Annotated in this window: 19 protein-coding genes and 3 tRNA genes; 13 read left to right on the forward strand and 9 right to left on the reverse strand. The window is 64.8% G+C overall.

The features are described 5' to 3' along the window. Window positions 1-68: 68 nt before the first annotated feature. The 7 genes from clpS to rdgB all read left to right on the forward strand — a co-directional run bounded on the left by clpS (window position 69) and on the right by rdgB (window position 5,149). A complete protein-coding gene (clpS, locus tag QM609_RS07200) occupies window positions 69-380 on the forward strand; it encodes an ATP-dependent Clp protease adapter ClpS (protein ID WP_037132099.1) in 312 nt (103 codons plus the stop codon). A 56-nt stretch (window positions 381-436) separates the two neighbouring features. Then, window positions 437-1,027, forward strand: a complete 591-nt coding sequence (gene aosR, locus QM609_RS07205) for an oxidative stress transcriptional regulator AosR (RefSeq protein WP_050656796.1) — start codon at window positions 437-439, stop codon at window positions 1,025-1,027. Continuing rightward, window positions 1,024-2,091: a P1 family peptidase gene (locus QM609_RS07210; protein WP_007733272.1), complete on the forward strand. Its 1,068-nt coding sequence runs from the start codon at window positions 1,024-1,026 to the stop codon at window positions 2,089-2,091. The genes aosR and QM609_RS07210 overlap by 4 nt, the downstream gene beginning before the upstream one ends. A 92-nt stretch (window positions 2,092-2,183) precedes the next feature. After that, entirely contained in the window at window positions 2,184-2,843 is a 660-nt protein-coding gene (locus tag QM609_RS07215) for a rhomboid family intramembrane serine protease (protein WP_007733273.1), read from the forward strand. Between the two features lie 97 nt (window positions 2,844-2,940). Next, window positions 2,941-3,699, forward strand: coding sequence for a cyclic nucleotide-degrading phosphodiesterase (locus QM609_RS07220; protein WP_007733274.1), 759 nt, complete (start codon window positions 2,941-2,943; stop codon window positions 3,697-3,699). Window positions 3,700-3,751: 52 nt separating this feature from the next. Next, the gene (rph, locus tag QM609_RS07225) at window positions 3,752-4,537 is read left to right on the forward strand and encodes a ribonuclease PH (protein WP_003945332.1); all 786 of its coding nucleotides are present in this window, start codon (window positions 3,752-3,754) and stop codon (window positions 4,535-4,537) included. A gap of 3 nt (window positions 4,538-4,540) precedes the next feature. Next, window positions 4,541-5,149 carry an RdgB/HAM1 family non-canonical purine NTP pyrophosphatase gene (rdgB, locus tag QM609_RS07230; RefSeq protein ID WP_050656797.1) on the forward strand — a complete coding sequence of 203 codons (609 nt, stop codon included), beginning with the start codon at window positions 4,541-4,543 and terminating at the stop codon, window positions 5,147-5,149. Window positions 5,150-5,211: 62 nt separating this feature from the next. Here the strand turns inward: rdgB and QM609_RS07235 are convergent, their stop codons facing one another. Together QM609_RS07235 and QM609_RS07240 are read right to left on the reverse strand one after the other, a co-directional pair. Continuing rightward, window positions 5,212-5,592, reverse strand: coding sequence for a DUF3817 domain-containing protein (locus QM609_RS07235; protein ID WP_003945334.1), 381 nt, complete (start codon window positions 5,590-5,592; stop codon window positions 5,212-5,214). Beyond that, complete coding sequence (locus QM609_RS07240; RefSeq protein ID WP_020970031.1) at window positions 5,589-5,996, reverse strand: hypothetical protein; 408 nt, start codon at window positions 5,994-5,996, stop codon at window positions 5,589-5,591. Before QM609_RS07240 ends, QM609_RS07235 begins: the two co-directional genes overlap by 4 nt. A gap of 234 nt (window positions 5,997-6,230) precedes the next feature. Here QM609_RS07240 and QM609_RS07245 point away from each other — a divergent pair, with 234 nt between their 5' ends. Continuing rightward, entirely contained in the window at window positions 6,231-6,950 is a 720-nt protein-coding gene (locus QM609_RS07245; protein ID WP_050656798.1) for an aspartate/glutamate racemase family protein, read from the forward strand. A 57-nt stretch (window positions 6,951-7,007) separates the two neighbouring features. Here the strand turns inward: QM609_RS07245 and QM609_RS07250 are convergent. Together QM609_RS07250 and QM609_RS07255 are read right to left on the reverse strand one after the other, a co-directional pair. Continuing rightward, window positions 7,008-7,089: transfer RNA gene (locus tag QM609_RS07250), tRNA-Leu, on the reverse strand. Window positions 7,090-7,162: 73 nt separating this feature from the next. Beyond that, window positions 7,163-7,879 (reverse strand): DUF8548 family protein, encoded by a 717-nt coding sequence (locus QM609_RS07255; RefSeq protein WP_050656799.1) that lies wholly within the window; start codon window positions 7,877-7,879, stop codon window positions 7,163-7,165. A 419-nt stretch (window positions 7,880-8,298) separates the two neighbouring features. On the opposite strand from QM609_RS07255, the gene QM609_RS07260 reads away from it, so the two are divergent. Further along, window positions 8,299-17,610, forward strand: a complete 9,312-nt coding sequence (locus QM609_RS07260; protein ID WP_050656800.1) for a type I polyketide synthase — start codon at window positions 8,299-8,301, stop codon at window positions 17,608-17,610. 10 nt (window positions 17,611-17,620) lie between these two features. Next, on the forward strand, window positions 17,621-18,019 hold the full coding sequence (gene acpS / locus QM609_RS07265) for a holo-ACP synthase AcpS (protein ID WP_003945362.1): 399 nt from the start codon (window positions 17,621-17,623) through the stop codon (window positions 18,017-18,019). A 58-nt stretch (window positions 18,020-18,077) separates the two neighbouring features. Here acpS and QM609_RS07270 read toward each other — a convergent pair whose 3' ends face one another. Continuing rightward, window positions 18,078-18,779, reverse strand: a complete 702-nt coding sequence (locus tag QM609_RS07270) for a TetR family transcriptional regulator (protein ID WP_003945379.1) — start codon at window positions 18,777-18,779, stop codon at window positions 18,078-18,080. Between the two features lie 290 nt (window positions 18,780-19,069). On the opposite strand from QM609_RS07270, the gene QM609_RS07275 reads away from it, so the two are divergent. Next, complete coding sequence (locus QM609_RS07275; protein ID WP_050656801.1) at window positions 19,070-20,419, forward strand: dipeptidase; 1,350 nt, start codon at window positions 19,070-19,072, stop codon at window positions 20,417-20,419. On the opposite strand, the gene bcp is transcribed toward QM609_RS07275, so the two are convergent. Then, entirely contained in the window at window positions 20,416-20,889 is a 474-nt protein-coding gene (gene bcp, locus QM609_RS07280; protein WP_007733290.1) for a thioredoxin-dependent thiol peroxidase, read from the reverse strand. The genes QM609_RS07275 and bcp overlap by 4 nt on opposite strands. Window positions 20,890-21,034: 145 nt before the next feature. On the opposite strand from bcp, the gene QM609_RS07285 reads away from it, so the two are divergent. Next, a complete protein-coding gene (locus QM609_RS07285) occupies window positions 21,035-21,256 on the forward strand; it encodes a DUF3618 domain-containing protein (protein WP_003945299.1) in 222 nt (73 codons plus the stop codon). Between the two features lie 66 nt (window positions 21,257-21,322). Here the strand turns inward: QM609_RS07285 and QM609_RS07290 are convergent. The 3 genes from QM609_RS07290 to QM609_RS07300 form a co-directional block, all read right to left on the reverse strand. Continuing rightward, window positions 21,323-21,395: transfer RNA gene (locus QM609_RS07290), tRNA-Lys, on the reverse strand. Between the two features lie 93 nt (window positions 21,396-21,488). Beyond that, a complete protein-coding gene (locus QM609_RS07295) occupies window positions 21,489-22,919 on the reverse strand; it encodes an amidase (protein ID WP_050656802.1) in 1,431 nt (476 codons plus the stop codon). A 111-nt stretch (window positions 22,920-23,030) separates the two neighbouring features. After that, a tRNA-Lys gene (locus QM609_RS07300) sits at window positions 23,031-23,103 on the reverse strand. A gap of 368 nt (window positions 23,104-23,471) precedes the next feature. Between QM609_RS07300 and QM609_RS07305 the strand changes: the two genes are divergently transcribed. After that, on the forward strand, window positions 23,472-24,641 hold the full coding sequence (locus QM609_RS07305; protein WP_125052658.1) for a L,D-transpeptidase: 1,170 nt from the start codon (window positions 23,472-23,474) through the stop codon (window positions 24,639-24,641). The last annotated feature ends 56 nt before the right edge of the window (window positions 24,642-24,697 follow it).

The following is a 24,697-nucleotide window of genomic DNA, read 5'->3' on the forward strand; positions in this document are numbered from 1 at the left end:
CGCCGTACCCTGGATACATGGTTTTCGGCGGCGCGACCGTGTCCGGCACTTACTCGGCGAACGTAACGATGAGAGGCGCTACGGCTTCCTCTCCTCAAGCCACGCCCGAGCAGTCGGAGGCTGTTTCGACCATCGAAGCCGCAGATCGGCCCTGGGTGACCATCGTCTGGGACGACCCGGTCAATCTCATGCATTACGTGACTTACGTGTTCCAGAAGTTGTTCGGCTACAGCAAAGCCAAGGCCACCGACTTGATGATGCAGGTCCATTCGGAGGGCAAGGCCGTGGTCTCGAGCGGTTCGCGCGACAAGATGGAGGCCGATGTTCGTCGCCTCCACGCTGCCGGTCTCTGGGCCACGATGCAACGCGACGACACCTGAGAAAAGCACTTTTTCGACCGATTTGTTCGCCTAACTCGTAGACGGGAGTCCGACGCGTGCGGACGTGGAGTAGGAAGAGTTCACTCGGCGGAGTGAAGTTCAAGTCCGAGATGGACGGCCACGAGGCGGCGGTTCTGCGCTCGCTCGTGGAGTCGGTGACCGGGCTTCTCGACGAGCGCTCGTCTTCGGCGCCGGAAGACGAGCTCGCCGCGCTGACGGGTCTTCGTACCGGAAATTCGGAGACGCCCGACAATCCGGTCTTGGCGCGTTTGCTTCCCGACTTCCAGCGCACCGATCCGGACAAGGTCGCTCCGGACAGTGACGATCTCGACGACGCCGGCGCCAATGTCAACGGCGCGCTGCGCAGTTTGCACGAACCCGAGATCATCGACGCCAAGCGTGAGTCCGCTCGCATGTTGTTGGCTTCGCTTCCGGAGGCCGGCGGCAAGGTCGTTCTCACGCAGGAACAGGCCGACGCCTGGCTGTCCTCGCTCAACGACGTCCGTCTCGCGCTCGGAACCAATCTCGGCATCGACGCCGACACCCCGGAGAGCCTCGAACCCGACGACCCGCGAGCCCCGCATCTCGACGTCTATCACTGGTTGACGTGGATGCAGGACTCCCTCGTCCAGGCGCTCATGCCATGACCACAACGCGGACCGGGCCCACTGATTCACTGACAGATGTCGCCGGCCTCGCCGTCGGTCATCACCACAAGCTCGACGAGGGAGCCACTCTCGGAAGCGGCGCAGCCACCGGCTGCACGGTCGTGCTCGCGTCGGCCGGTGTGGTCGCCGGAGTCGACGTCCGGGGCGGCGGTCCGGGTACCCGCGAGACCGATCTGCTCGACCCGAGCCATTCGGTCCAGCAGGTCAATGCCGTGCTGTTGACCGGCGGTAGTGCCTACGGACTTGCCGCGGCCGACGGAGTGATGCGCTGGCTCGAGGAACACGATCACGGGATCGCGATGGGCGCTCCCGGCCAGGTGGTACCGATCGTGCCCGGCGCCGTGATCTTCGATCTGCCGGTGGGGGACTGGACCGTTCGTCCGACCGGCGATTTCGGATTCCTCGCTGCCGACACTGCTTCGCGCGAATTCGCCACGGGCACGGTCGGCGCGGGGGTAGGTGCCAGAGCCGGAGCGCTCAAGGGTGGGGTGGGAACGGCCAGCGTCGTGATCGCCGACGGCCCCGCCGAGGGGACGACGGTCTCCGCCTTGATCGTGGCGAATCCGGTGGGTTCGGTCTTCGACCCCAGAACAGGCCTGCCGTGGGGCGTCGGCTCGGACGGCGCGGAGTCGTTCGGCCTCAGGCTCCCCGACGCGTCCGAACTCGCGTCGGCCAACGCCGTTGCAGCCAAGGGAACCGTCCTCAACACCACGATCGGTGTGGTCGCCACTGACGCCGCCTTGACGAAAGCCGGGTGCCGACGCGTCGCCGTCGCAGGTCATGACGGCCTGGCCCGAGCAATTCGGCCCGCACATTCGCCGCTCGACGGCGACACGATCTTTGCGCTCGCCACCGGTGATCACACTCCGAATTCGGAGATCACGGTTCCGGACGCTTTCCCGAACGATCTGCCGATACTCGACGCGGTGTGCGCGGCTTCGGCCCAGGTGGTCGAACGTGCGATCGTCACAGCGATTCTCGACGCCACGTCGGTAGCCGGAATCCCGAGTTACCGCGAACTCTTCCCGTCCGCATTTCTCTAGGCAGCACTCCTGGAATCGGCGGTAATCTCGAATTGAGCCTGGTCGCGAGTGACCGGATCAGAAAACCGGATCGACGGTGGAGGACGCACACGATGACGATGGATTTCAACAGTCCGGACTTCGGCACCCGGACGCCGGCACCGAAATCCGGTCCGCCCTCGGTGTGGAAGCAGTCGGCCGTGTTGGTGGGCGGCTTCGCGATCCTGCTCTACGTGATCGAGATCGTGGATGTCATCTCCGGTCAGAATGTCCAGAACGCCGGCGTCACCCCGCGCACGCTCGACGGCCTGTGGGGAATCCTGTTCGCCCCGGTGCTGCACGACGACTGGGGTCATCTGATCGCCAACACCATTCCGGTGCTGATCCTCGGATACCTCGTGCTGGTGTCGGGAATTGCGCGGGGACTCGCGGCGACCGGCATCATCTGGGTGATCGGCGGCGTCGGGACCTGGTTGTTCGCCGGCTCGAACTCGAATCACGTCGGTGCGTCCGTGCTGATCTTCGGCTGGGTCACCTACCTGCTGGTGCGCGGGTTCTTCACGCGGAGCTTCACACAGATCCTGATCGGCGTTGCCGTCTTCGTCGTGTACGGCGGAGTGCTGTGGGGCGTTCTGCCGAGCGATCCACGGGTTTCCTGGCAAGGACATCTGTTCGGAGCGATCGGCGGCGTGGTGGCCGCCTGGGCGCTCACGTCGGGGGAGAGGGCCAAGCGCGCCGGGTCGGCGCCGGCCGTTCGACCACCGAGTTTCTGAACGGACGTGGGTCACACCCTCACTGCGGTGTGACTTCGACGCGCCAAAACCACCAAGAGCTTTTTCCCAGACGGGTAGACGTGGCAGCATGACCGGTATGCGCATGACCGTCCTGGGGTGTTCCGGCAGCGTCACGGGTCCGGATTCACCGGCTTCGGGATACCTGCTCACGGCACCGGGAACTCCGCCGCTCGTGATCGACTTCGGCCCGGGAGTTCTTGGGGCGTTGCAGCGATACGCCGATCCGGGCGAGGTGACGATCCTGCTTTCGCACCTTCATGCGGACCACTGTCTCGACATGCCCGGCCTGCTCGTCTGGCGTCGCTATCACCCCAACCCGCCGGTCGGCCGGGCTCTGGTTTACGGCCCCACCGACACCGCGTGCCGCATCGGAGTGTCCTCCGCCGAGTGCGCCGGCGAGATGGACGACATCTCCGACACCATCGACGTCCGGCTCTGGGCCGAGAACGAGCCGGTGACGTTCGGTGAACTGAGCGTCGTCGCCCGCCGGATGAATCATCCACCCGAGGCTTACGGTTTCCGGATCACCGGCGCCGACGGCCGCGTCCTCGTCTATACAGGCGACACCGGTATGTGCGACAACGTCGTCGAACTCGCGCGTGGTGCAGACGTGTTGCTCTCCGAAGCGTCGTGGACCGACAGTCCGGATCGCCCCGAGGGAGTTCACCTCTCCGGTAAGGAAGCCGGCCGTGTGGCTGCCCTCGCCGGCGTCAAGGAACTTCTCCTCACGCACATCCCGCCGTGGACATCGCGTGAAGACGTGATCGCCGAAGCGAAATCCGAATTCTCCGGACCGGTCCATGCCGTCTCCGCCGGAAGTGTCTACGACATCTGATTCCCCTCACATTCGGTGCAGCGCTCACCGGGCGACCGCTAGGCTCACGAAGGTGACTACACGAGAAGACGGTAGGGCGGACGACGAGCTCCGCACGGTCAAGATCACCCGCGGGTTCACCAGTCATCCGGCCGGATCCGTTCTGGTCGAGTTCGGGAACACTCGCGTCATGTGCACGGCCAGCGTCGAAGAGGGTGTACCCCGCTGGCGCAAGGGCTCCGGCTTGGGTTGGCTGACAGCCGAATACGCGATGCTTCCCGCCGCCACGCACACACGCAGTGGCCGCGAATCGGTCAAGGGCAAGGTCGGCGGCCGCACGCAGGAGATCAGTCGACTCATCGGCCGATCACTTCGAGCGTGCATCGATCTCGCGGCGATCGGTGAGAACACCATCGCCCTCGACTGTGATGTCCTCCAAGCCGACGGTGGCACTCGCACCGCGGCAGTGACGGGGGCATACGTGGCCCTGGTCGACGCCGTGACGTACCTGCGCGCAGCCGACCTGCTCTCCGACCCACAGCCCATCTCGTGTGGCATAGCGGCCGTCAGCGTCGGCGTCGTGGACGGACGAGTGCGTCTCGACCTTCCGTACGAAGAGGATTCGCGTGCCGAGGTCGACATGAATGTCGTGGCCACCGATACCGGCACGCTGGTGGAAATTCAGGGAACCGGTGAGGGCGCCACCTTCCCACGCTCGACGCTGGACAAGCTGCTCGACTCCGCTCTGGCTGGTTGTGAGCAACTTTTCGAGATCCAGCGTCAAGCGTTGGCCGAGCCTTATCCCGGGGTGCTACCCGAACCGAAGAATCCGGAACCCAAGAAGAAGTTCGGTGCCTGAGCTGTGAGCGTACGAGTATTGGTTGCCAGCCGAAATGCCAAGAAACTGAAGGAACTTCACCGGGTGCTCGACGCCGCTGGAGTGAACGGAATCGAACTGGTCGGGCTCGACGAGGTCCCGCCGTTCCCCGAAGCCCCCGAGACCGGAGCGACGTTCGAGGAGAATGCGCTCGCCAAAGCGCGTGACGGAGCAGCTGCAACCGGAATGCCTTGCATCGCAGACGATTCCGGTGTCGAGATCGACGCACTCAACGGTATGCCGGGTGTGCTGTCCGCGCGGTGGTCGGGTACTCACGGAAACGACGGCGCCAACACGGCTCTGGCCCTGGCTCAGCTGGGAGACGTGCCGGACGAGCGTCGAGGCGCGGCGTTCGTCTCCGCCTGTGCACTGGTGATCCCCGGCGGCGACGAGACCGTCGTGCGCGGCGAATGGCGCGGGGTGATCGGCCGCGAACCAGCCGGCGACGGCGGCTTCGGATACGACCCCATCTTCCGTCCGGACGGCGACACCCGCTCGGCCGCAGAACTCACCCCGGCCGAGAAGGATGCGGCGTCACATCGAGGGCGCGCGCTCGTACAGCTCGTTCCGGCTCTGGCGGCACTGGCCGGCTGAACCGAATCCGAAAAGTAGAGCCCTGAACGCGTCTGCGTTCAGGGCTCTACTTTTCGGAACTCTCAGAGCTGGTAAGCCTGCTTCACCTGGGCGGTTCGCTTGTGCTCGAACACGAACGACAGGAACGGGATCGTGCCGGCGAGCGCGGTGGCAACCGTCGTACCGGGCTTCCACCTGGCCTTGATCGCCAAGTCGATCGTGAACACGAGGTAGAGCATGTAGAACAGGCCGTGGATCTGGCCGATGTAGAACAACCACGAGGGTGCGTCCGCCGAATTGTCGAGAATCAGGTACTTGTAGACCATCTCACCGGTCAGGAACAGCAGCCAGAGGCCGGTGATCCAGGCGAGAACGCGGTATCGGACCAGCGCCGACGCAACCTTTTTCTGCTTTTCTGCGTTGACCGCGGGGGTAGCGATGCTCGCTTCCGAACCGGTACTCACGTCGTGCTCCTATCGGACTCGCGAGCGGCGAGCTGCGCAAGGTAGTCGTTGTATTCCAGCATTTGGCGGGCTTCAGGGTCGTCGACGTCGAGGTTCACATCGTCGAACTCGGCCCGCGGGCGTTGCGGCAAGAGATCGGCGGGAATCTCACGCGGCTCCGCGGCGGCTTCCTCGGCTTCGGCCTCTTCGGGGTCCACGTCTTCGAGCTGAACGAACTTGCGATACGCGTACACGACAAACGCCGCGAACAGCGGCCACTGGAACGCGTACCCGAGATTCTGTCCCGAGCCTCCGACGGCTTCGAAGCGCTCCCACTGCCACCAGCCGAGCGCGAGGCAGCCGGCAGCTGACACGATGACCAGCAGAATCAGCGCAGGTCGGCGTTTAGTAGCGTTCTTGGACACACTAAGACGGTACCTGAGAGCTATAGTGCCTCGCCCTGCGATCTCCGACACGGTGTCGTAGAAGCCGTGCCACGGCGTGTCGTAGAAGCCGTGCCACGGCGTGTCGTAGAGGCCGTCCCGCAGCACCTGTGCGCTATGCCCATCCTCACCCGCAACGCCAGGGCACTGAACACATTCTCCCGGCTGTGCTGCATCGATAACCTCGGCGCGTATCCGAAAGCAGGGGAGTGTTTCATGCACATCAGAGTGATTCGCCCGGTCATCGACACCACACTGACTCCGGCGGTGACAGCCGAGGTGGAGCACTGGGCGGCGCCCGGTACGACGGTCGACGTCGTGTCACTGCTCTCTGGCACGGCGAGCATCGAGTCCGAGTACGACGAGGCACTTGCCGGCCCCGGGATCGTGCAGCGGGTCGAGGAGGCGGCAGCCGACGGCGTCGACGGTGTGTTCATCACGTGTTTCGCCGATCCCGGAGTGCATGCCGCCCGAGAGATCATCGACGCTCCGGTGGTCGGCGGCTTCGAGCCGTCATTTCTGACAGCGATGAGTCTGGGCGATCGCGTCGGTGTCGTGACCATCCTGCCGAATGTCGTGCCGATGCTCCGATCGCTCACTCGGCGGTATGGGCTGGACAATCGGCTGGGCAGTATTCGAGTCGTGGACATGCCGGTGCTGGGCCTCACCGATCGGGAGGAACTGATCGATCGACTGGCCGCTCAGGCGTCTGCGGCAGTGGAGAACGGCGAGGCCGACACCGTCGTTCTCGGTTGCACCGGGATGCTCGGTGTGACCAGTGCGGTCCGAGACAAACTGCATGGCAAAGGGATTCACGTTCCGGTTGTGGATCCGACGGCGTCGGCGATCACGTGGTTGGAGAGCTCGGTCCGTTTGGGGCTGACGCCGAGCCGGACGACATACATGACCCCGCCGGTCAAGGCTCGAAAGCGCTGAGCCTGATCTAGAACCGAAAAAGCCCCGCCGGATCTGATCCGGCGGGGCTTTTCGTTGTGCGCGAGGGGGGACTTGAACCCCCACGTCCTGAGACACTGGAACCTAAATCCAGCGCGTCTGCCAATTCCGCCACTCGCGCGCGGAATTCAAAGGATACGCGAGTGGAATCGCTCGCGGGCACACCACCCTGGTCGGGATGTGCCCGGGCGCTCTCACGCCGTTGTGGCAAGTGGATCCGCTGCCGGCGGCGTAGCGGATCTCTCCGATCGGCGCGGTTGCTCAGCGGTGCGTTGATATCGCCACGCAGCGTGGGTGAGCGTTTGAACATCGACATCGAGATGTTCGGCAACCGCAACGAGCAACTCGGCTGCGTCGGTGCTCGACAACAATTTCTCGCTACTGCTTGCTTCGGTGGCGAACCGTGCAAGCAGGTCGATCGAAGTTACCGTCAACCTCCCGGACAGGAACATCAGTGTCTCGAAGGTCCTGGGGCCGAGCCCCGGAACGGAGACGACTGCCGAACGGAGGCTTTCGGTGTCCTCGACGTCGGCACTGGACCGGCAACCGGATTCGACGAGCGCCTTGGCCGCACGAGCCGCACCCTCGGCCTTGGTGAAGTAGTTGCCCGGCACGCGCTGGCGATTGCCGAGAATCGTTGCGAGCTCGTCGCCACGGTCGGTGAAGGCGGCGAGAGCGGGCAAGCTGTCGAGGCGATCGTCGGCGGCTACCGAGCGGTGTGTGCGCCAACGGTCGACGACGGCGCGGACTCCGGTCTTCGGTGTTCCATAGGCGGCGCGCGACGAGAAGATCGCATCGAGAAGGGCGGCTTCGGACTCGCGCGGCCATCCCTGGTTCCAATGCGGCCACGCCTCGCACGGAAGCTCGGCGCCGATGAATTCGGCCGCTCTGACTACGTCTGTGTCTTTCATGATTTCTCCCCCCGAGAAGTTGTCCGGTGTGGACGCGCTGAACGTAGCGAGGGGGTCCGACAGATTGTGGCCCGGAACGCACGGGATCGACCGTCCGTCAAGGAGGTCACGAATTGGTAACAATAAATATGAGGGGTTCCTCAGGTTTCTGAAAATCCCGGTAACAGTCCCAGGCAGGGCGTTCGCGACCTACTCGCGAGTCACTTTCTCGAAGTCTCGTGAGGAAGATCACGGCCCCGAAAGTCCAGATTTCCAGGGTGCCGACAAACGTGAGGAAATCCTCATGATTCTGTGTAAACCTTGTCTTGCACGAACGCCCTGACTCCGTCGATTCTCTCGACGAATTCGCGAGCACTTCAGCCGGGCAGCACACCGCAAATCCCACCTCGCCGCAGAGGTGACCAGGAGAGGACGTACGCGTGACGATCGATGACACGACACCTACAGGAAACGGACGCGACTCGAAGGGTGGACGCCGTTTCGGCGTCGATGGGGGACAGTCCCGCACGACCAGCAAAGGTGCCCTCGTCGATTCGCTGAACAACGGCGTTTCCTACGCAATCGCTTTCGGTGGACAGGGTGCTCCCTGGCTCACCTCGCTCGAGGAGCTCAGCCGTGACAACGGACTGGAGCCCGTTCTGACCGATCTGGTCAATGACGCAGCAGCACGCCTCGCGCCCGTCGCGCAGGATCTCCTCGTGGTTCGCCCGGTCGGATTCGATCCGATCGCGTGGATGCTCGAAGCCGAGATCGTCGACGAAGAAGAAGGTGAGAAGTCGGCCGGGCCTTCCGCTGCCGCGCTCACCGCAGCTCCGGTGTCACTCCCCGGCGTCTTCCTCACGCAGCTTGCGGCGTTGCGTGCACTCTCCGCTCAGGGTCTGGATGTAGCCGGTAACCCGCCGGCTGCCGTCATCGGCCACTCGCAGGGCCTTCTGGCCACGGCTGCCGTAGCCGCGCAGGGCAATGACGACGGTGAACTCCTCGCCGTCGCACAGCTCGTCGGTGCTGCTGCCAGCTTGGTCGGCCGTCGCCGCGGCGTCATCGCCGGCGCCTCCGCGAAGCCGATGGTTGCGGTCTCGGGCGTCGATCCCGAGCGTCTCGCGGCCATCGTCGCCGAGCTTGCCGAGGGTGTGGCGCCTGAGCGCGCGGCTGTCCTCGCTATCCGCAACGGCCGTCGCCGCGTCGTTCTCGCCGGGCCGCCCGCTCAGCTGGCACGCGTGCAAGAGCGTTGCGAGCAGATCGAAGCCGAGGAAGCCCGCGAGCGTGAGGGTAAGAAGCGTGGCGGTTCCGTCTTCGCGCCGTCCTTCGATCCGCTCGACACCGAAATCGGCTTCCATCACCCCGCATTGACCGAGGCCGTCGAACTCGTCGGCAGCTGGGCGACCCGTTGCGGTCTCGACGCGGACCGTGCGCGCGAACTTGCGCAGGGTGTCCTCGTCGATCCGGTCGACTGGGTCGAGGCTGTCGACGGCGCAATCTCCGCCGGCGCCAAGTGGATTCTCGATCTCGGACCCAGCGATCAGCTGACCCGAATGACGTCCTCTTCGCTGCGTGGGCAGGGCATCGGCATCATCGCGGCCGCCACCCGCGGCGGACACCGCAATCTGCTCACCCCCGGTGCAGCACCTGAGGTCTCACGTTCGTGGTCCGAGTTCGCGCCGAAGCCCGTTGCGCTTCCCGGCGGCCGTATCGGCGTCGAGACCGCGTTCACGAAGCTGACCGGTCGTTCACCCATCCTGCTCGCAGGTATGACGCCGACGACGGTCGACGCCAAGATCGTTGCCGCGGCAGCCAATGCCGGTCACTGGGCCGAGCTTGCCGGTGGCGGGCAGGTCACCGAAGAAATCTTCGAAGACCGTGTCGCAGAGCTGAAGATGCTGCTCGAGCCGGGCCGCGCGGTCCAGTTCAACTCCCTGTTCCTCGACCCGTACCTGTGGAAGCTGCAACTCGGTGGCAAGCGCCTCGTGCAGCGTGCCCGTACCGCCGGTGCTCCCATCGACGGCGTCATCGTCACCGCCGGTATCCCGGAACTCGAAGAGGCTGTTGCTCTCATCGACGAGTTGTCCGAGATCGGCATCACCAACATTGCATTCAAGCCCGGCACCGTGGCGCAGATCCGCTCCGTGATCCGCATCGCCAACGAGGTTCCGAACTTCCCGGTCATCGTCCACATCGAAGGCGGCCGCGCCGGCGGACACCACTCGTGGGAAGACCTCGACGACCTGCTCCTCGACACGTACGCCGAGCTGCGTACACGCCCGAACCTGGTCATCTGCGTCGGTGGCGGCATCGGAACACCCGAGCGCGCAGCCGATTACCTGACCGGTCGCTGGTCTGCCGCAGCCGGTTTCCCGGCCATGCCCGTCGACGGCATCCTGGTCGGCACCGCAGCCATGGCGACTCTCGAGGCCACCACCTCTCCCGAGGTCAAGCAGCTCCTCGTCGACACACCCGGTACGCCGGACTGGGTCGGTGCAGGTACCGCTGAAGGCGGAATGGCCTCCGGCCGTAGCCAGCTCGGTGCCGACATCCACGAGATCGACAACGCGGCTTCGCGTACCGGGCGCCTCCTCGACGAGGTTGCCGGCGATTCCGAGGCAGTGGCCGAGCGCCGCGACGAGATCATCGCCGCCCTCGACGTCACCGCCAAGCCGTACTTCGGCGACGTCGAGACCATGACGTACGCACAGTGGCTGCGCCGCTACCTCGAGCTGACCGTCGGCATCGACGCGGCGAAGGAATTCGACTGCGGCGCCGATCTTCAGGACGCCATCGTCGAGGCGACGTCGAGCCCGTGGCTCGACATCACCTGGCGTGCTCGCTTCGGCGAGATGCTCCAGCGCACCGAGGCGCGTCTGCACCCGGTCGACCGCGGCCCGATCCCCACGCTGTTCGCTGACGCCGAGACCCTCGAGCGCCCCGAGGCAGCAATCTGCGCACTGCAGGCGTCGTACCCGGACTACTCGACCACCGTTCTGCATCCCGCAGACGTCTCGTTCTTCATCTCGTTGTGCAAGACGCCGGGCAAGCCGGTCAACTTCGTTCCCGTCGTCGACGGTGACGTGCGTCGTTGGTGGCGCAGCGACTCCCTGTGGCAGGCACACGACCCCCGCTACACCGCCGATCAGGTTTGCGTCATCCCCGGCACCGTTGCCGTCGCCGGCATCACCCGTGTCGACGAGCCGGTCGGTGACCTGCTCGATCGCTTCGAGAAGGCGACCTACGACGAATTGGTTGCTGCCGGAACCACTCCGGTTGCACTCGCGAGCCGTCGCCACCAGGATTCCGCACCCGGACTTCTCGACGCCGTTCTCTCGGCTCCTGACCTCCAGTGGGCCGGCCGCCTGACCCAGAACCCCGTCCGTCGTCTCGGCGACCTCGACGAGTGGAGTGCAGAGTCTGCCGACAAGGCAGTTCACGGCACCACCGGTTCCAGTCTGACCGTCGTCGATTCCTCGCACGTGCTGCTTTCGGTTCCGTTGGTGGCAGGCAAGTCGGTCGACATCACGATCACGATCCCCGAGTCCGTCGTCGACGGCGGCGCTCCGGTTGTCACCGAAGCCGATGCCGAAGGTGCGATGTCCGCGCTCCTGGCAGTTGCTGCCGGACAGGAACTTCCGACAGTCAAGAACGGCAAGGCTCGCCTCAACGTCGCGTGGGTTCCCGATCGCATCGCCGATCACGCCGGTGTCACCGGTTCGGGTCTGCCCGCCACGCTCAGTGTCAGCGGCAAGGCTGTTCCGGACGTCGTCGTCGGAGCATGCTGGCCTGCAGTGTTCGCAGTCCTCGGCGCAGCCAAGCTCGATAGTCTTTCCGTTATCGAAGGCATGCTCGACCTGGTCCACCTCGACCACACCGTCGACTTCGTCGGTGAGCTTCCCTCCGAGACAAGCATTCTCGTGGTCAATGCCGAGGTCGCCTCGGTTCTCGACACCGACCTCGGTCGTGTCGTCGAGGTCAAGGTCGAGGTCGGTGCCATGCTCGGCGAGGGCCTCGACGCCCCCGCAGTCGTCACCATGACCGAGCGTTTCGCGATCCGCGGACGCACCGGTGCAGGCGAACTCGCCGACCCGGCTCGCGCCGGTGGATCGATCAGCGATGCGGCTGTCGACACCTCGCGGCGTCGTCGCCGTGACGCGAAGATCCTCGCGCCGGTCAGCATGGGCGCGTTCGCTCAGGTTTCCGGTGACCACAACCCGATTCACACCTCCGACAACGCCGCTCTGCTGGCCGGCCTCGGAACCCCGATCGTGCACGGCATGTGGCTCTCCGCCGCAGCGCAGCAGGTAGTCACCGCAGTCGACCCGGCCGAGACCCGCGTCCCGCCGCGCCGCCTGACCGCCTGGACAGCTCGCTTCCTCGGGATGGTTCGACCCGGCGCCGAGATCGACGTCCGTGTCGATCGTGTCGGTATCGACCAGGGCGCGGAAATCGTCGAGGTCGGCTGCCGCATCGACGGTGAACTGGTCATGGTCGCCACCGGCCGCACCGCCGCGCCGAAGACCGTCTACGCCTTCCCCGGCCAGGGCATTCAGCGCCCGGGCATGGGCCTCGACGCTCGCGCACGCTCCAAGGCCGCCCGCGACGTCTGGGAGCGCGCGGATAAGCACACTCGTAAGGCACTCGGATTCTCGATTCTCGCTGTCGTGCGCGACAACCCGGTGACCGTCAAGGCCCGTGGTGTCGAGCACAGGCATCCCGACGGTGTCCTGCACCTGACTCAGTTCACCCAGGTGGCCATGGCCGTTCTCGGTGTTGCCCAGGTTGCCGAGCTGCGCGAATCCGGAACCTTCATCGAGGATTCCCTTCTGGCCGGTCACTCGGTCGGTGAGTACAACGCACTCGCTGCTGTCGCCGAGGTTTTCCCGCTCGAAGCACTTCTCGAGGTCGTCTTCCAGCGTGGCTCCGCCATGCACCAGCTCGTTCCCCGTGACGAAGCCGGACGCTCCGACTACCGCATGGCCGCTATTCGCCCGTCGCAGATCGGTGTTTCCGACGACGACGTGCAGGGCTTCGTCGCCGGTGTCGCCGAGACCTCCGGTGAGTTCCTCGAAATCGTCAACCTGAACCTGCGCGGCAGCCAGTACGCCATTGCCGGTTCGGTAGCCGGTCTCGACGCACTCGAGGTCGAAATCGATCGTCGCCGAGCAGAATTCGGTGGCAAGCGGGCATACATCCAGGTTCCCGGCATCGACGTGCCGTTCCACTCCACCGTCCTTCGCGGTGGCGTGGCGGACTTCCGCGTGTGCCTGCAGGACTTGCTCCCGCACGACATCGATCCGGACATCCTGATCGGCCGCTACATCCCGAACCTGGTTCCGAAGCCGTTCTCGCTGCGTCGTGACTTCGTTCAGGAAATCGCCGACTTGGTGCCGTCCGAGCCGCTGCAGGAAGTCCTCGCAGACTTCGACAGCTACGCAACGCGCACTCACGAGTTGTCCCGCATCATCCTGATCGAGCTGCTGGCTTGGCAGTTCGCCAGCCCGGTCCGTTGGATCGAGACGCAGGACCTGCTCTTCGGTGACGAGTCCGAAGGTGGACTCGGGGTCGAACGCTTCGTCGAGATCGGTCTCGGCGCTGCCCCGACCGTCGCGAACCTCGCGTCGCAGACCCTCAAGCTGCCGGGCCGCTTCGGCTACCCGGTCGAGGTTCTCAACGTCGAGCGCGAAGCTGCGATCGTCTACGGCACCGACGTCGACCCCGCTGTCGATGACGACGACGAGATCGAAGCGCCTGCCGCGCAGGCTGCTCCGGCCGCCGCGGCCGCTGCTCCGGTTGCCGCTGCCGCGCCGGCTGCACCTTCGGGTGGACCGCGTCCGGACGACCTCACCTTCAAGGCGCCCGACGCCACGAAGGTCCTGATCAGCCTGTGGACCAAGCTCCGTCCCGATCAGGTCGGCCCCGCGGACACGATCGAGGCACTGTGCGACGGCGTTTCCTCGCGTCGCAACCAGCTTCTGGTCGACCTCGGCTCCGAGCTCTCCCTCGGTGCCATCGACGGGGCAGCAGACGCCGACATGGGCTCCCTGGGGGCAACCGTCGACAAGCTCGCCCGTACGTACAAGCCGTTCGGACCGGTGCTCTCCGATTCGATCAACGATCACCTGCGTAAGGTCTTCGGCCCCTCGGGCAAGCGTCCCGGCTACATCGCCGACCGCGTCAAGAAGGTCTGGGAACTGGGCGACGGCTGGGCACACCACGTCACCGCAGCAGTGGCTCTCGGTACTCGTGACGGCGCCAGCATCCGCGGCGGCGACCTCGGTGGCCTGAGCTCCGGCGCACTGGCCGACGCGGCAGCAGTGGACGCAGTCATCGACAGCGCAGTTGCCTCGGTCGGGTCTGCTCGTGGAGTCAGCGTCTCGTTGCCCGCTACCGGCGGCGGAAGCGGCGGAACTGTCGACGCAGCTGCTCTGGGTGAGTTCACCGAGAACATCACCGGTCGCAACGGCGTTCTGGCCTCGGCCGCACGCCTGGTACTCGAGCAGCTCGGACTGAACGAAGAAACGGCAGTCGCGACGGTCGAGGACACCGAACTTGTCGACCTGGTCTCGGCTGAACTCGGCTCCGACTGGCCGCGTCTGGTTGCTCCGGCATTCGACGCGCAGAAGGCCGTTCTGCTCGACGACCGCTGGGCAAGTGCGCGTGAGGATCTCGCTCGCATTTGGCTCGGTGACACCGCGTTGTCGGTCGAGAACTTCATCGGTGCCGGCTCTACCGTCGCCGCACAGGCGAAGTGGTGGGCCACCCGTGCAACCGACGAAGGCCGCACCGCACTCGCCGAGGTCTACACCCGCATCGCTGATGCGGCTGCTGCGGCAGAATCCGACGCACCCGAGTGGGCAGGCGAGGTCGCAGTAGTGACGGGCGCCAGCAAGGGTTCCATCGCGGCAGCGGTCACGGGCAAGCTCCTTGCCGGTGGCGCAACGGTATTCGTGACCACCTCGCGACTCGACGGTCAGCGTCTGGGCTTCTACCGCGACCTGTACCGCGAGAACGCTCGCGCCGGTGCAGCCCTCTGGGTGGTTCCCGCGAACATGGCGTCGTACACCGACGTCGACGCACTGATCGACTGGATCGGCAACGAGGCCACCGAGAACGCAGGCGGCGCAAAGAAGCTCATCAAGCCGGCCATGACGCCGACGATGCTCTTCCCGTTCGCAGCTCCCCGTGTCGGCGGCGAACTCTCCGACGCCGGCGCTCGCGCCGAAATGGAAATGCGCGTGCTGCTCTGGTCGGTGGAGCGCCTCATCGGCGGTCTGTCGAAGATCGGTTACGACAGCGATGTCGACACGCACCTGCACGTGGTGCTGCCCGGTTCGCCGAACCGCGGAACGTTCGGCGGCGACGGTGCTTACGGTGAGGCCAAGGCTTCGCTGATCGCCGTGGTCAACCGCTGGAAGGCCGAGCGCAACTGGGCCGAGCGGGTCACGTTGGCACATGCGGTCATCGGTTGGGTTCGCGGAACCGGACTCATGGGTCACAACGATCCGATCGTCGACGCAGTCGAAGCTGCGGGCGTCCGCACCTGGTCCACCCAGGAGATGGCGACCCAACTGCTGAAGACGGCAACCCGCGAGTCGCGGCGCGCTGCAGCAGAGGCCCCGCTCGAGGTCGACCTGACCGGCGGACTGTCCGAGGCCAACCTGGATCTGGGTGCTTTGGCCAAGGAAGCTGCCGAGGTTGCCGAGATCGCCGAAGCTGTCGACGAAGCAGTGGACGAGTCCAGCATCCTGGCGCTGCCCGCGCCGGCTCGCATCGACGACTCGGTCAAGGCTCCGAGCTGGCCCGAACTGGACGTCACCCCCGCGGACCTCGTGGTCATCGTGGGTGCCGGAGAGCTCGGACCCTACGGTTCCTCGCGTACCCGCTTCGAGATGGAGGTCGACGAGCAGCTCTCTGCCGCAGGCGTTCTCGAATTGGCGTGGAACACCGGACTCATCGTCTGGGAGAACGACCCCAAGCCGGGCTGGTACGACGTCGAATCCGGTGACCTGGTACCCGAGGCGGAAATCGCCGACAAGTACCACGACGCAGTCGTCGAGCGTTGCGGCATCCGTCGTTACGTCGACGAGGGCGCGATGATCGACAACACCGCTCCGCTGCTCACCTCCGTGTTCCTGGACAAGGATCTGAGCTTCGTGGTCGGCAGTGAGGCAGAGGCTCAGGCCTTCGTCGAATCCGATCCGGAGAACACGACGGCGACGGTTTCCGCCGAGTCCGGCGACTGGACGGTCACCCGCCGCGCAGGCACCGAGATCCGCGTCCCGCGCAAGATGAAGCTGACTCGTAGTGTGGGCGGTCAGATTCCGACCAACTTCGACGTCACCAAGTGGGGCATCCCCGCCGACATGGCAGATTCGGTCGACCGCGTCGGCCTCTGGAACATCGTCGCAACGGTGGACGCCTTCCTCACCGGCGGCTTCACTCCGAGCGAACTGCTCCGCTGGGTACACCCGAGCCTGGTTGCCAACACGCAGGGCACCGGCATGGGCGGCATGACCTCCATGAGGAGCCTGTACATCGACACGCTGCTCGGCGAGAACCGTCCGAACGACATCCTGCAGGAAGCGCTGCCGAACGTCATTGCAGCGCACGTCGTTCAGTCGTACGTCGGCGGTTACGGCGCGATGGTTCACCCCGTCGCCGCCTGCGCCACGGCAGCGGTATCCGTCGAAGAAGGCGTCGACAAGATCCGACTCGGCAAGGCGCAGTTGGTTGTTGCCGGCGGGTTCGACGATCTGAGCACGGAAGGCATCATCGGCTTCGGCGACATGTCGGCCACTGCCAAGACCGAGGACATGCATGCCAAGGGCATCGAAGATCGCCGCTTCTCGCGGGCCAACGATCGTCGCCGCGGCGGATTCGTCGAGTCGGCCGGTGGCGGAACGATTCTCCTCGCTCGCGGTGACCTGGCACTCGAGATGGGTCTTCCCGTCCTCGGTGTGGTCGCCTGGGCCGGATCGTTCGCCGACGGTGTCCACACCTCGATCCCGGCACCGGGACTCGGAGCACTGGGCGCCGGACGTGGGGGAGCGGATTCGCAGCTCGCACTCTCGCTCAACGCACTCGGCGTGAGCGCCGACGACATCGCCGTGATCTCCAAGCACGACACCTCCACTGCCGCCAACGATCCCAACGAGGCAGAGCTGCACGAGCGCCTCGCCGGGGCATTGGGACGCAGTGAAGGCGCGCCCATGTTCGTGGTCTCGCAGAAGAGCCTGACCGGTCACGCCAAGGGTGGTGCCGCAGCCTTCCAGCTGATCGGGCTCTGCCAGGTACTGAGCCAGGGCATCGTCCCGCCGAACCGCAGCCTCGACTGCGTCGACGACAAGATGGCCGAATTCGAGCACCTCGTGTGGGCACGTCAGCCGCTCAAGTTCGGTGAGCATCTTCCGCTGCGCGCGGGCCTGCTGACCAGCCTCGGCTTCGGTCACGTCTCCGGACTGATCGCAGTCGTGCACCCGCAGGCATTCGTCGAGTCGGTTCCGGCCGACAAGCGTGACGCCTATGTTGCTGCGGCCCAGCAGCGGACGATCGACGGTCAGCGTCGCCTCGCGAAGGCGATGTGCGGTGGCGACAGCCTCTACGAGCGCCCGGCGGATCGTCGCCTCGGTGCCGACGGAACGCCGGCCAAGGCGTCGCGTCAGCTCGAAGCGGACATGCTGCTGAGCGAGGACGCACGACTCGGCGCAGACCAGGTGTACCGCTCGAATCTGCCCGGCTGCAAGTAGTAGTCACGGTATGGGAGTTCTGGGTATCGGTTTCGACCTCGTGACGGTGTCGGAGTTCGCCGAGCAATTGAACAGGCCGGGAACGGCAATGCTCGACAACTTCACACCGGGCGAGCGTCGAGACGCCGCTACCCGGAGCTCCGAACCGGCACGACATTTCGCCGCCCGGTGGGCTGCGAAGGAAGCAGTGATCAAGGCATGGTCCACTGCTCTCTTCGCCGGCCCACCGGTGCTGGGGGAAATGATCCACAATCAGATCGAGGTCGTCTCGGACGCCTGGGGGCGCCCCGGCATCCGGCTTCGCGGTGACGTGGCCAAACACCTGACCGGAGTGAAGATTCATATTTCGCTCACGCACGACGGGGACATGGCGGGCGCTTTCGCGGTCATCGAATCCGACCCGGAGTAGCACTGCCGGACACGAAAGAGCCGGTCTCCCAAGGGGAGACCGGCTCTTTGTCGTTCGACTAGTCCTTCGTGCGGGATTCCTTCTCGGCGACGAGGAGATACGCGATCATCAACCTTTTCAGTTCGGCGACGGCGTCGGCATGCGACTGACCGTCCTGAACCGAGAAATTGAGCATCGAATACACCACGTGGACAAGAACTTCCGCCATCATCAGGCGACGATCTCGCCGCGTACGAGGCGTCAACGGGCCGAGCATTTTCGCTACGGTCTCGGCGAACTGCTTTTCGTGAATGACTCCGGTTGCCCGCGTGGACGGCGTCGACTGCATCGCCAGCCAGACCTCGCGGCGCGACGGATCAGACGTCCACAGCCCGGCCATGTGATCGACGAAACTGTTCAGGAACCGCAACCAGTCGAGCGAGGGTACTTCGCCGCCGAACTGAGCAAGCTCGTGCTGGACCCCGACGAGGTCCTGGCGGTTCAATTCGCACACGATGACGTACTTGTTCGCGAAGAACTGGTAAAGCGTCCCAATCGGGACGTCAGCACGTGCCGCGACTTCTTCACAGGTGAACGATTCGAAACCGACATCGGTGAGGAGTTCCCGTGACGCAGCCAGGAGTGCGTCGAATTTACGCTGGCTGCGCTCTTGCGTCGGACGCTTGCGCGGCAGCAGTTCCTGCGGTTCTTCGAGGCTCTGGGGATTCTCCAGTGCTGGGTCGACTCGTCGCCGCGCGCGGTGACGAGTCGTGGGCTGCACGTCTTCCAGGCTATCGGTGTTTTCTGTCGAATTTGGGACTTGTGCATTATCCGGTGTCATCGGCCACCTACTTCGGCGGTCGTGATCGGTCGAAACGCACCGCGCAGGTGCGCGCACACGAGTCCCGATGCTGTTGCCACACCTCGATACTAGGTGACCAACTGTCCAGTAGCCGAAGAGGTTGCTGCGCGGTGTGGCGCAACGGCGATCCTGGCGCCTGCCTACGTCCGATTCGGGCAGACTGAGATTCTTCGGGCACACCGAGATTCGATGCCGAGGAGAGGGAGACGATGACGGAAGAACTGCGAACCGCGGTAGGTGAACTCATGCCGCGTGCCCGTGAGGATCTGAGTGCACTTGTGGCGATGAAGTCCGTCGCCGATGCACGGCAGTACCCGCCGGAAGAATGCGCGGCCGCTGCGCATTGGGTCCTGGAGGCATTCCGGGCTCAGGGTTTCGCCGATATCGAGGCGATCGAGACCTCCGACGGTTCGGCCGCGGTTGTCGGGCGTCGACCAGGCCCGGGCGGTGCTCCGACCGTTCTGCTGTACTGCCACTACGACGTTCAGCCGCCCGGAAGCGAAGAGCTCTGGGGCTCCCCGCCTTTCACGCTCACCGAGCGCGACGGACGGTGGTACGGACGGGGCGCTTCCGACTGCAAGGGCAACGTCGTCATGCATCTGACAGCTCTGCGAGCGCTCGCCGCAGCCGGTGTGGATCCGAGCGTCCACCTGACGCTCGTCGCCGAAGGATCCGAGGAGATGGGCACTGGCGGTCTCGAGGATCTGGTGCGAGAGCGGCCCGAACTTTTTGCAGCCGACATGATCCTGATCGCCGATACCGGCAACACCGAAGTCGGGGAGCCGACGATCACGACGTCATTGCGCGGGATCGCGAACGTTGTGGTCCACGTGTCGACGCTCGAGGGTGAGATTCACTCCGGTGTCTTCGGTGGACCGGCGCCCGATGCGATCACCGCGCTGGTGCACATACTCTCGACGCTGCACGACAGCGCCGGAAACACCACTGTCGAAGGCTTGACCAACGACCAGGAATGGGCGGGTGTCAGTTATGACGGCGATCAGTTCCGCTCCGACGCCGGGGTGCTCGAAGGGGTGCAGCTGACTGGTTCCGGTTCGGTCGCCGAGCAGGTGTGGGCTCGTCCGGCGCTGACCATCCTGGGTATCGACTGCCCGCCGGTCGTGGGTTCGGCGGCGGCGATCACGCCCCGCGCGTCGGCGCGTCTGAATCTTCGTGTCCCGCCTGGCACGGATCCGGCGCAGGCACAGAAGTTGTTGACGGACCACCTCCGCGCGGCGGCGCCGTGGGGCGTCCACATCGAGGTCGTTCCGGAATCGACGGGATCGCCGTTCTCGTCCTCGACGGAGGGTGCAGGTTTCGCGCAGCTGAAGTCCGCGCTCACCGATGCCTACGGCCGCGAAGTCGGATTTGCCGGCCAAGGGGGATCGATACCGCTGTGCAGTGCACTGGCCGAGCAGTTCCCCGACGCGGAGATCGCGTTGATCGGCGTCGAGGAACCGCAATGCCGCATTCATGCGCCCGACGAAAGCGTCGACCCGTCGGAGATCGAGAATCTCGCTTTCGCGGAGGCTCTGTTCTTGAGCCGGTACGGGAGTTAGACCGACAGATCGCGTCGTAGCTTGGCGACGTGGCCGGTGGCCCGGACGTTGTACTGGGCCACCTCGATCTTGCCTTCCTCGTCGACGAGGAACGTCGAGCGGATGACGCCCTGGACGGTCTTGCCGTACATCTTCTTCTCACCGAACGCGCCCCAGGCTTCGAGCGTCGCCTTCTCGGGATCGGAGAGCAGCGGGAAGGTCAACTCTTCGGTATCGCGGAACTTCGCGAGTTTTGCGGGCTTGTCCGGCGAGATTCCGATGACTTCGAGGCCGGCGCCGTTCAGCTCGGCGAGGCTGTCACGGAAGTCGCAGGCCTGCTTGGTGCACCCCGGGGTGCTGGCCGCCGGGTAGAAGTACACGATGACCTTGCGGCCGCGGTAATCGTGAAGGGAAACCTCGTTGCCATCGGCGTCTGGGAGCGTGAAATCCGGCGCGACGTCGCCGGCGGACAATCTACTGTTCTCGGTCACGGGAATCGAGGTTAGTCGAGAAATTGCGCGGCAGGTGGGCGCGAGGGCATTCTGCTCCTCTACGGTAGAGCGAAGTGTCGGCGCGCTGCGTCCGCACAGCAGACCCGCACACAGAGCAGCAGAACACAGACAAGTTGGAGGACACGTGCCCAGGGACACCGAGAGCATCGAACGCGAGATCGAGAAGGCGCGTAACCAGCTCGCGAGCACACTCGACGAACTGACGGTCCGCACCAACCCGAAGCGGCTGGTCGAGAACACCAAGAAGACGGTGCTCGCCAAGCTCAACGAGCCGGCAGTGAAGTACGCGCTGATCGCAGTCGGTTCAGTGGTGGGACTACTCGTGGTCCGGAAGATCATTCGCTGACCCGAGTTGTCGAAGACAGAACATGAAGAAGGCCCCCACCTGGTGAGGTGGGGGCCTTCTTGCAAGTGCGCCCACAGGGACTCGAACCCCGGACCCAGTGATTAAGAGTCACTTGCTCTACCAACTGAGCTATAGGCGCTCGCTCTTGCGAGACAGAACATTAGCCGACAGGCTCAGGAGTTTGCAAAACGCGTGTTCATCGTGGTGACGATGGTTACATCGCTTCCGGAATTCACGAGTGTGGAGGGTGCGAATCCGGCCAGCGGACGGTGCTTTCCAACTGCTGTGCGACGGCGAGAATGGTCGGTTCACCACGGCTGCGCCCGACCAGTTGGACGCTCAGGGGGAGTCCGCGTTCGGAGAACCCGGCGGGCACAGCGGCCGCCGGGTTGCCGCAGACATTCCAGATCGAACAGTAGGCGGCGATCGGCAACGCCTTGCGGACTGCTGACAGAAGGCCGGTTCCTTCGAGTTGTCCGATCGGGCGTGGCAGCGCGGGCGTGGTCGGCATCAGGACCAGGTCGAAGGTGTCGAAGACCTGGTTGACCGTCGCTGCGATTCGCTCACCTTTGCGGTAAGCGAATTTCCCGACGCGCGCGGGAGCGGCTATCCGGCCGATGGACGCGAGTGCGCGCGTGCGCTTTTCGAGGAGCGCCGGATGATCGACGCGCAGTGCTTCGTCGCGGACGCCGCCGAGTACCTGCGGGAGAAATGCTGCAGTTGCGTCCGGGTACTCGGGGTCGTGTTCTTCGACGTGATGTCCCAACGCGCTCAACATCTCTGCGATCGAATGCACCGCGGCAACGACCTCCGGGGACGGGCGGACGCCCCGGACCGGACTCCGGGTGGACACTGCAATGCGAAGCGGCCCGGGCGCCGACGCGGCTGACTCGGCAAAGCTGGTGCGGAGCGTTTCGGCTGTGTAGTCGTCGGTCCCGGTGGTACCGGTGATCACGTCGTACACGAGCGCGCTGTCCTCGACGGAACGAGTGAGAGGCCCTAGTGTGCCGAGTCCGCGCCAGAGGTTTCGGTTCGGCGCGGTGCTCACCCGACCGCGCTGCGGTTTGAGTCCGAACAACCCGCAGAACGCCGAAGGCAGTCGGATGGAACCGCCGCCGTCGCCGCCGATTGCCGCTGCGACCATGCCCGACGCGACGGCCGACGCAGATCCTCCGCTCGATCCGCCGGTGGATATGCCGGTGTCCCAAGGGTTTCTCGTGTATCCGTTTGCGGCAGTCTCCGTGAAGGGCCAGATGCCGAACTCGGGCATCGTCGTCTTGCCGACGATCACCGCGCCGGCCTCGCGCAACCGCCGGACGACCTCTGAATCGGCCGATACGATGCGAGTTGCTGCCGCACCGCCGTACGTCGTCGGCGTTCCGGCGACGTCGTTCTCGTCTTTGATCGCGATCGGGACTCCGTGCAGTGGGCCCAGGCTGTGGCCGTCGGCCTGGCGCTGATCGAGACGTGTCGCTTCGTCGAGCGCTTCGTCTGCGAGAACCCGCACAAAAGCATTGAGCGTCGAATCGAGGCGTTCGATACGGCGAAGTGTGTTCTCGGTGAGCTCGCGGGCCGATAATTCTCCGGACCGGATCAGAGCGGCCTGACCCGCAACCCCGGCAAATGCCAGCTCGCTGCCCGGTGTGGTTTCGCGCTCGGTCATCAATCCTCCAGGCCGTGGTTCCGATAACTGTGAAGTCTATTCACCACAACCTGTCCACCACGACACAAAGAAAAATCCCCACCTTCCGAAGAAGGTGGGGACCTTTGCAAGTGCGCCCACAGGGACTCGAACCCCGGACCCAGTGATTAAGAGTCACTTGCTCTACCAACTGAGCTATAGGCGCTCGCTCTTGCGAGACAGAACATTAGCCGAATCGCCGGTTCGGGAGCAAATCGCCAGGTGGAGGCGTCACCGCTGTAGTCCGATCGGAGGAAATCCGCTGAAAGCGGTAACAAAACGGACGGTTCGGAGCGATTGATACTTGAACGTTACTGACGGCGTGGCCTTTCATGACCGTTGGTAACGAGCGCGCCTGGCATCATTGGTGCAGCGCAGTCATACCGCAAGTCCCACTTGCCTTCCGGTAAGTGGGATTCGCATGTGACGCGGAAGTTAGTCGGAGAAATTGTGAAGCGGAGTCGAACGATGAGTCGTCAAAGGTGGGGTCTGTCCGTGCGCGGGGGGAACGGTCGAGCGTCGAAGGGCGCGGCGATGATCGCGGCGTCTCTCGGTGCTCTCGTTCTGATGACCGCGTGCACGTCGGGCGGCAAGGACGTCAGTACCGAAGGGTCGGCGCCGATCGATTCCAATCCGCTCACCGAACTCATCAAGCCGAAGCTCACCTCGACCGCTGCCGACGGCGCTGTCGGCTTCTCGCCGGGCGACCCGGTCAAGATCAACGTCGCTGACGGCGCTCTGTCCGACGTGACGATGGTCAATCAGGACGGCAAGGCAGTTGCCGGCGCGATTGCTGCCGACGGTGCGTCGTGGACCACCACCGAACCGCTCGGCTACAACCGCAAGTACAAAATCGAGGCCCGCGCATTCGGATTGGGTGGCGCCAGTACGACGGTCACGTCCTTCACCACCAGCGCGCCCGGCAACGTCACCAAGCCGTATGTCTTGCCCAACGAGGGTGACGTGGTCGGCATCGGTCAGCCCATCGCGGTGCAGTTCGACGAGAACATCCCCGATCGCAAGGCTGCCGAAGCTGCGATCACCGTCACCACGACTCCGGCCGTCGAAGGTGCGTTCTACTGGGTCAACAATCGTGAGGTCCGTTGGCGTCCGGAGAACTACTGGGCACCGGGCACCAAGGTCGACGTGAGCGTCAACGTGTACGGGCGCAATCTCGGCAAGGGAGTCTTCGGGCAGGAAGACGCGAAGAGTTCCTTCACCATCGGTGATGCCGTCATCGCCACGGCGGACGACAACACCAAGCAGGTCACTTTCCAGGTCAACGGTGAGACTGTCATGACCATGCCCACCTCCATGGGCAAGGACAGCACTCCTACCGACAACGGCGTCTACATCATCGGTGACCGCTTCGCGAACATGATCATGGACTCGTCCACGTACGGCGTCCCGGTCACCTCGGCGCAGGGTTACAAGACCCCCGTCGACTGGGCGACCCGAATGTCCTACAGCGGCATCTTCTTCCACTCGGCGCCGTGGTCGGTCGGGCAGCAGGGCTACTCCAACACCAGTCACGGCTGCCTCAACCTGAGCCCGTCCAACGCCAAGTGGGTCTACGACAACACCAAGCGTGGGGACATCGTCGTCGTCAAGAACACCGTCGGCGGCACTCTCTCCGGCACCGACGGCCTCGGTGACTGGAACATCCCCTGGAGCGTCTGGAAGACCGGCAACGCGGACGTCTGAGTGCGTCCCTGAAGCCTTGAACGGCAGAATGCCCCCGACCGTCCGGTTGGGGGTAT

Source organism: Rhodococcus sp. IEGM 1302, from assembly GCF_030056935.1.
Taxonomy (GTDB): domain Bacteria; phylum Actinomycetota; class Actinomycetes; order Mycobacteriales; family Mycobacteriaceae; genus Rhodococcus_F; species Rhodococcus_F qingshengii.

What these genes read in the sequence shown, in the direction of transcription:
- clpS (WP_037132099.1), top strand. Translation starts at nt 69, where the DNA reads ATGAGAGGCGCTACGGCTTCCTCTCCTCAAGCCACGCCCGAGCAGTCG.
- QM609_RS07210 (WP_007733272.1), top strand. Translation starts at nt 1,024, where the DNA reads ATGACCACAACGCGGACCGGGCCCACTGATTCACTGACAGATGTCGCC.
- QM609_RS07215 (WP_007733273.1), top strand. Translation starts at nt 2,184, where the DNA reads ATGACGATGGATTTCAACAGTCCGGACTTCGGCACCCGGACGCCGGCA.
- QM609_RS07220 (WP_007733274.1), top strand. Translation starts at nt 2,941, where the DNA reads ATGCGCATGACCGTCCTGGGGTGTTCCGGCAGCGTCACGGGTCCGGAT.
- QM609_RS07245 (WP_050656798.1), top strand. Translation starts at nt 6,231, where the DNA reads ATGCACATCAGAGTGATTCGCCCGGTCATCGACACCACACTGACTCCG.
- QM609_RS07255 (WP_050656799.1), bottom strand. Translation starts at nt 7,879, where the DNA reads ATGAAAGACACAGACGTAGTCAGAGCGGCCGAATTCATCGGCGCCGAG.
- acpS (WP_003945362.1), top strand. Translation starts at nt 17,621, where the DNA reads ATGGGAGTTCTGGGTATCGGTTTCGACCTCGTGACGGTGTCGGAGTTC.
- QM609_RS07275 (WP_050656801.1), top strand. Translation starts at nt 19,070, where the DNA reads ATGACGGAAGAACTGCGAACCGCGGTAGGTGAACTCATGCCGCGTGCC.
- QM609_RS07295 (WP_050656802.1), bottom strand. Translation starts at nt 22,919, where the DNA reads ATGACCGAGCGCGAAACCACACCGGGCAGCGAGCTGGCATTTGCCGGG.
- QM609_RS07305 (WP_125052658.1), top strand. Translation starts at nt 23,472, where the DNA reads ATGATCGCGGCGTCTCTCGGTGCTCTCGTTCTGATGACCGCGTGCACG.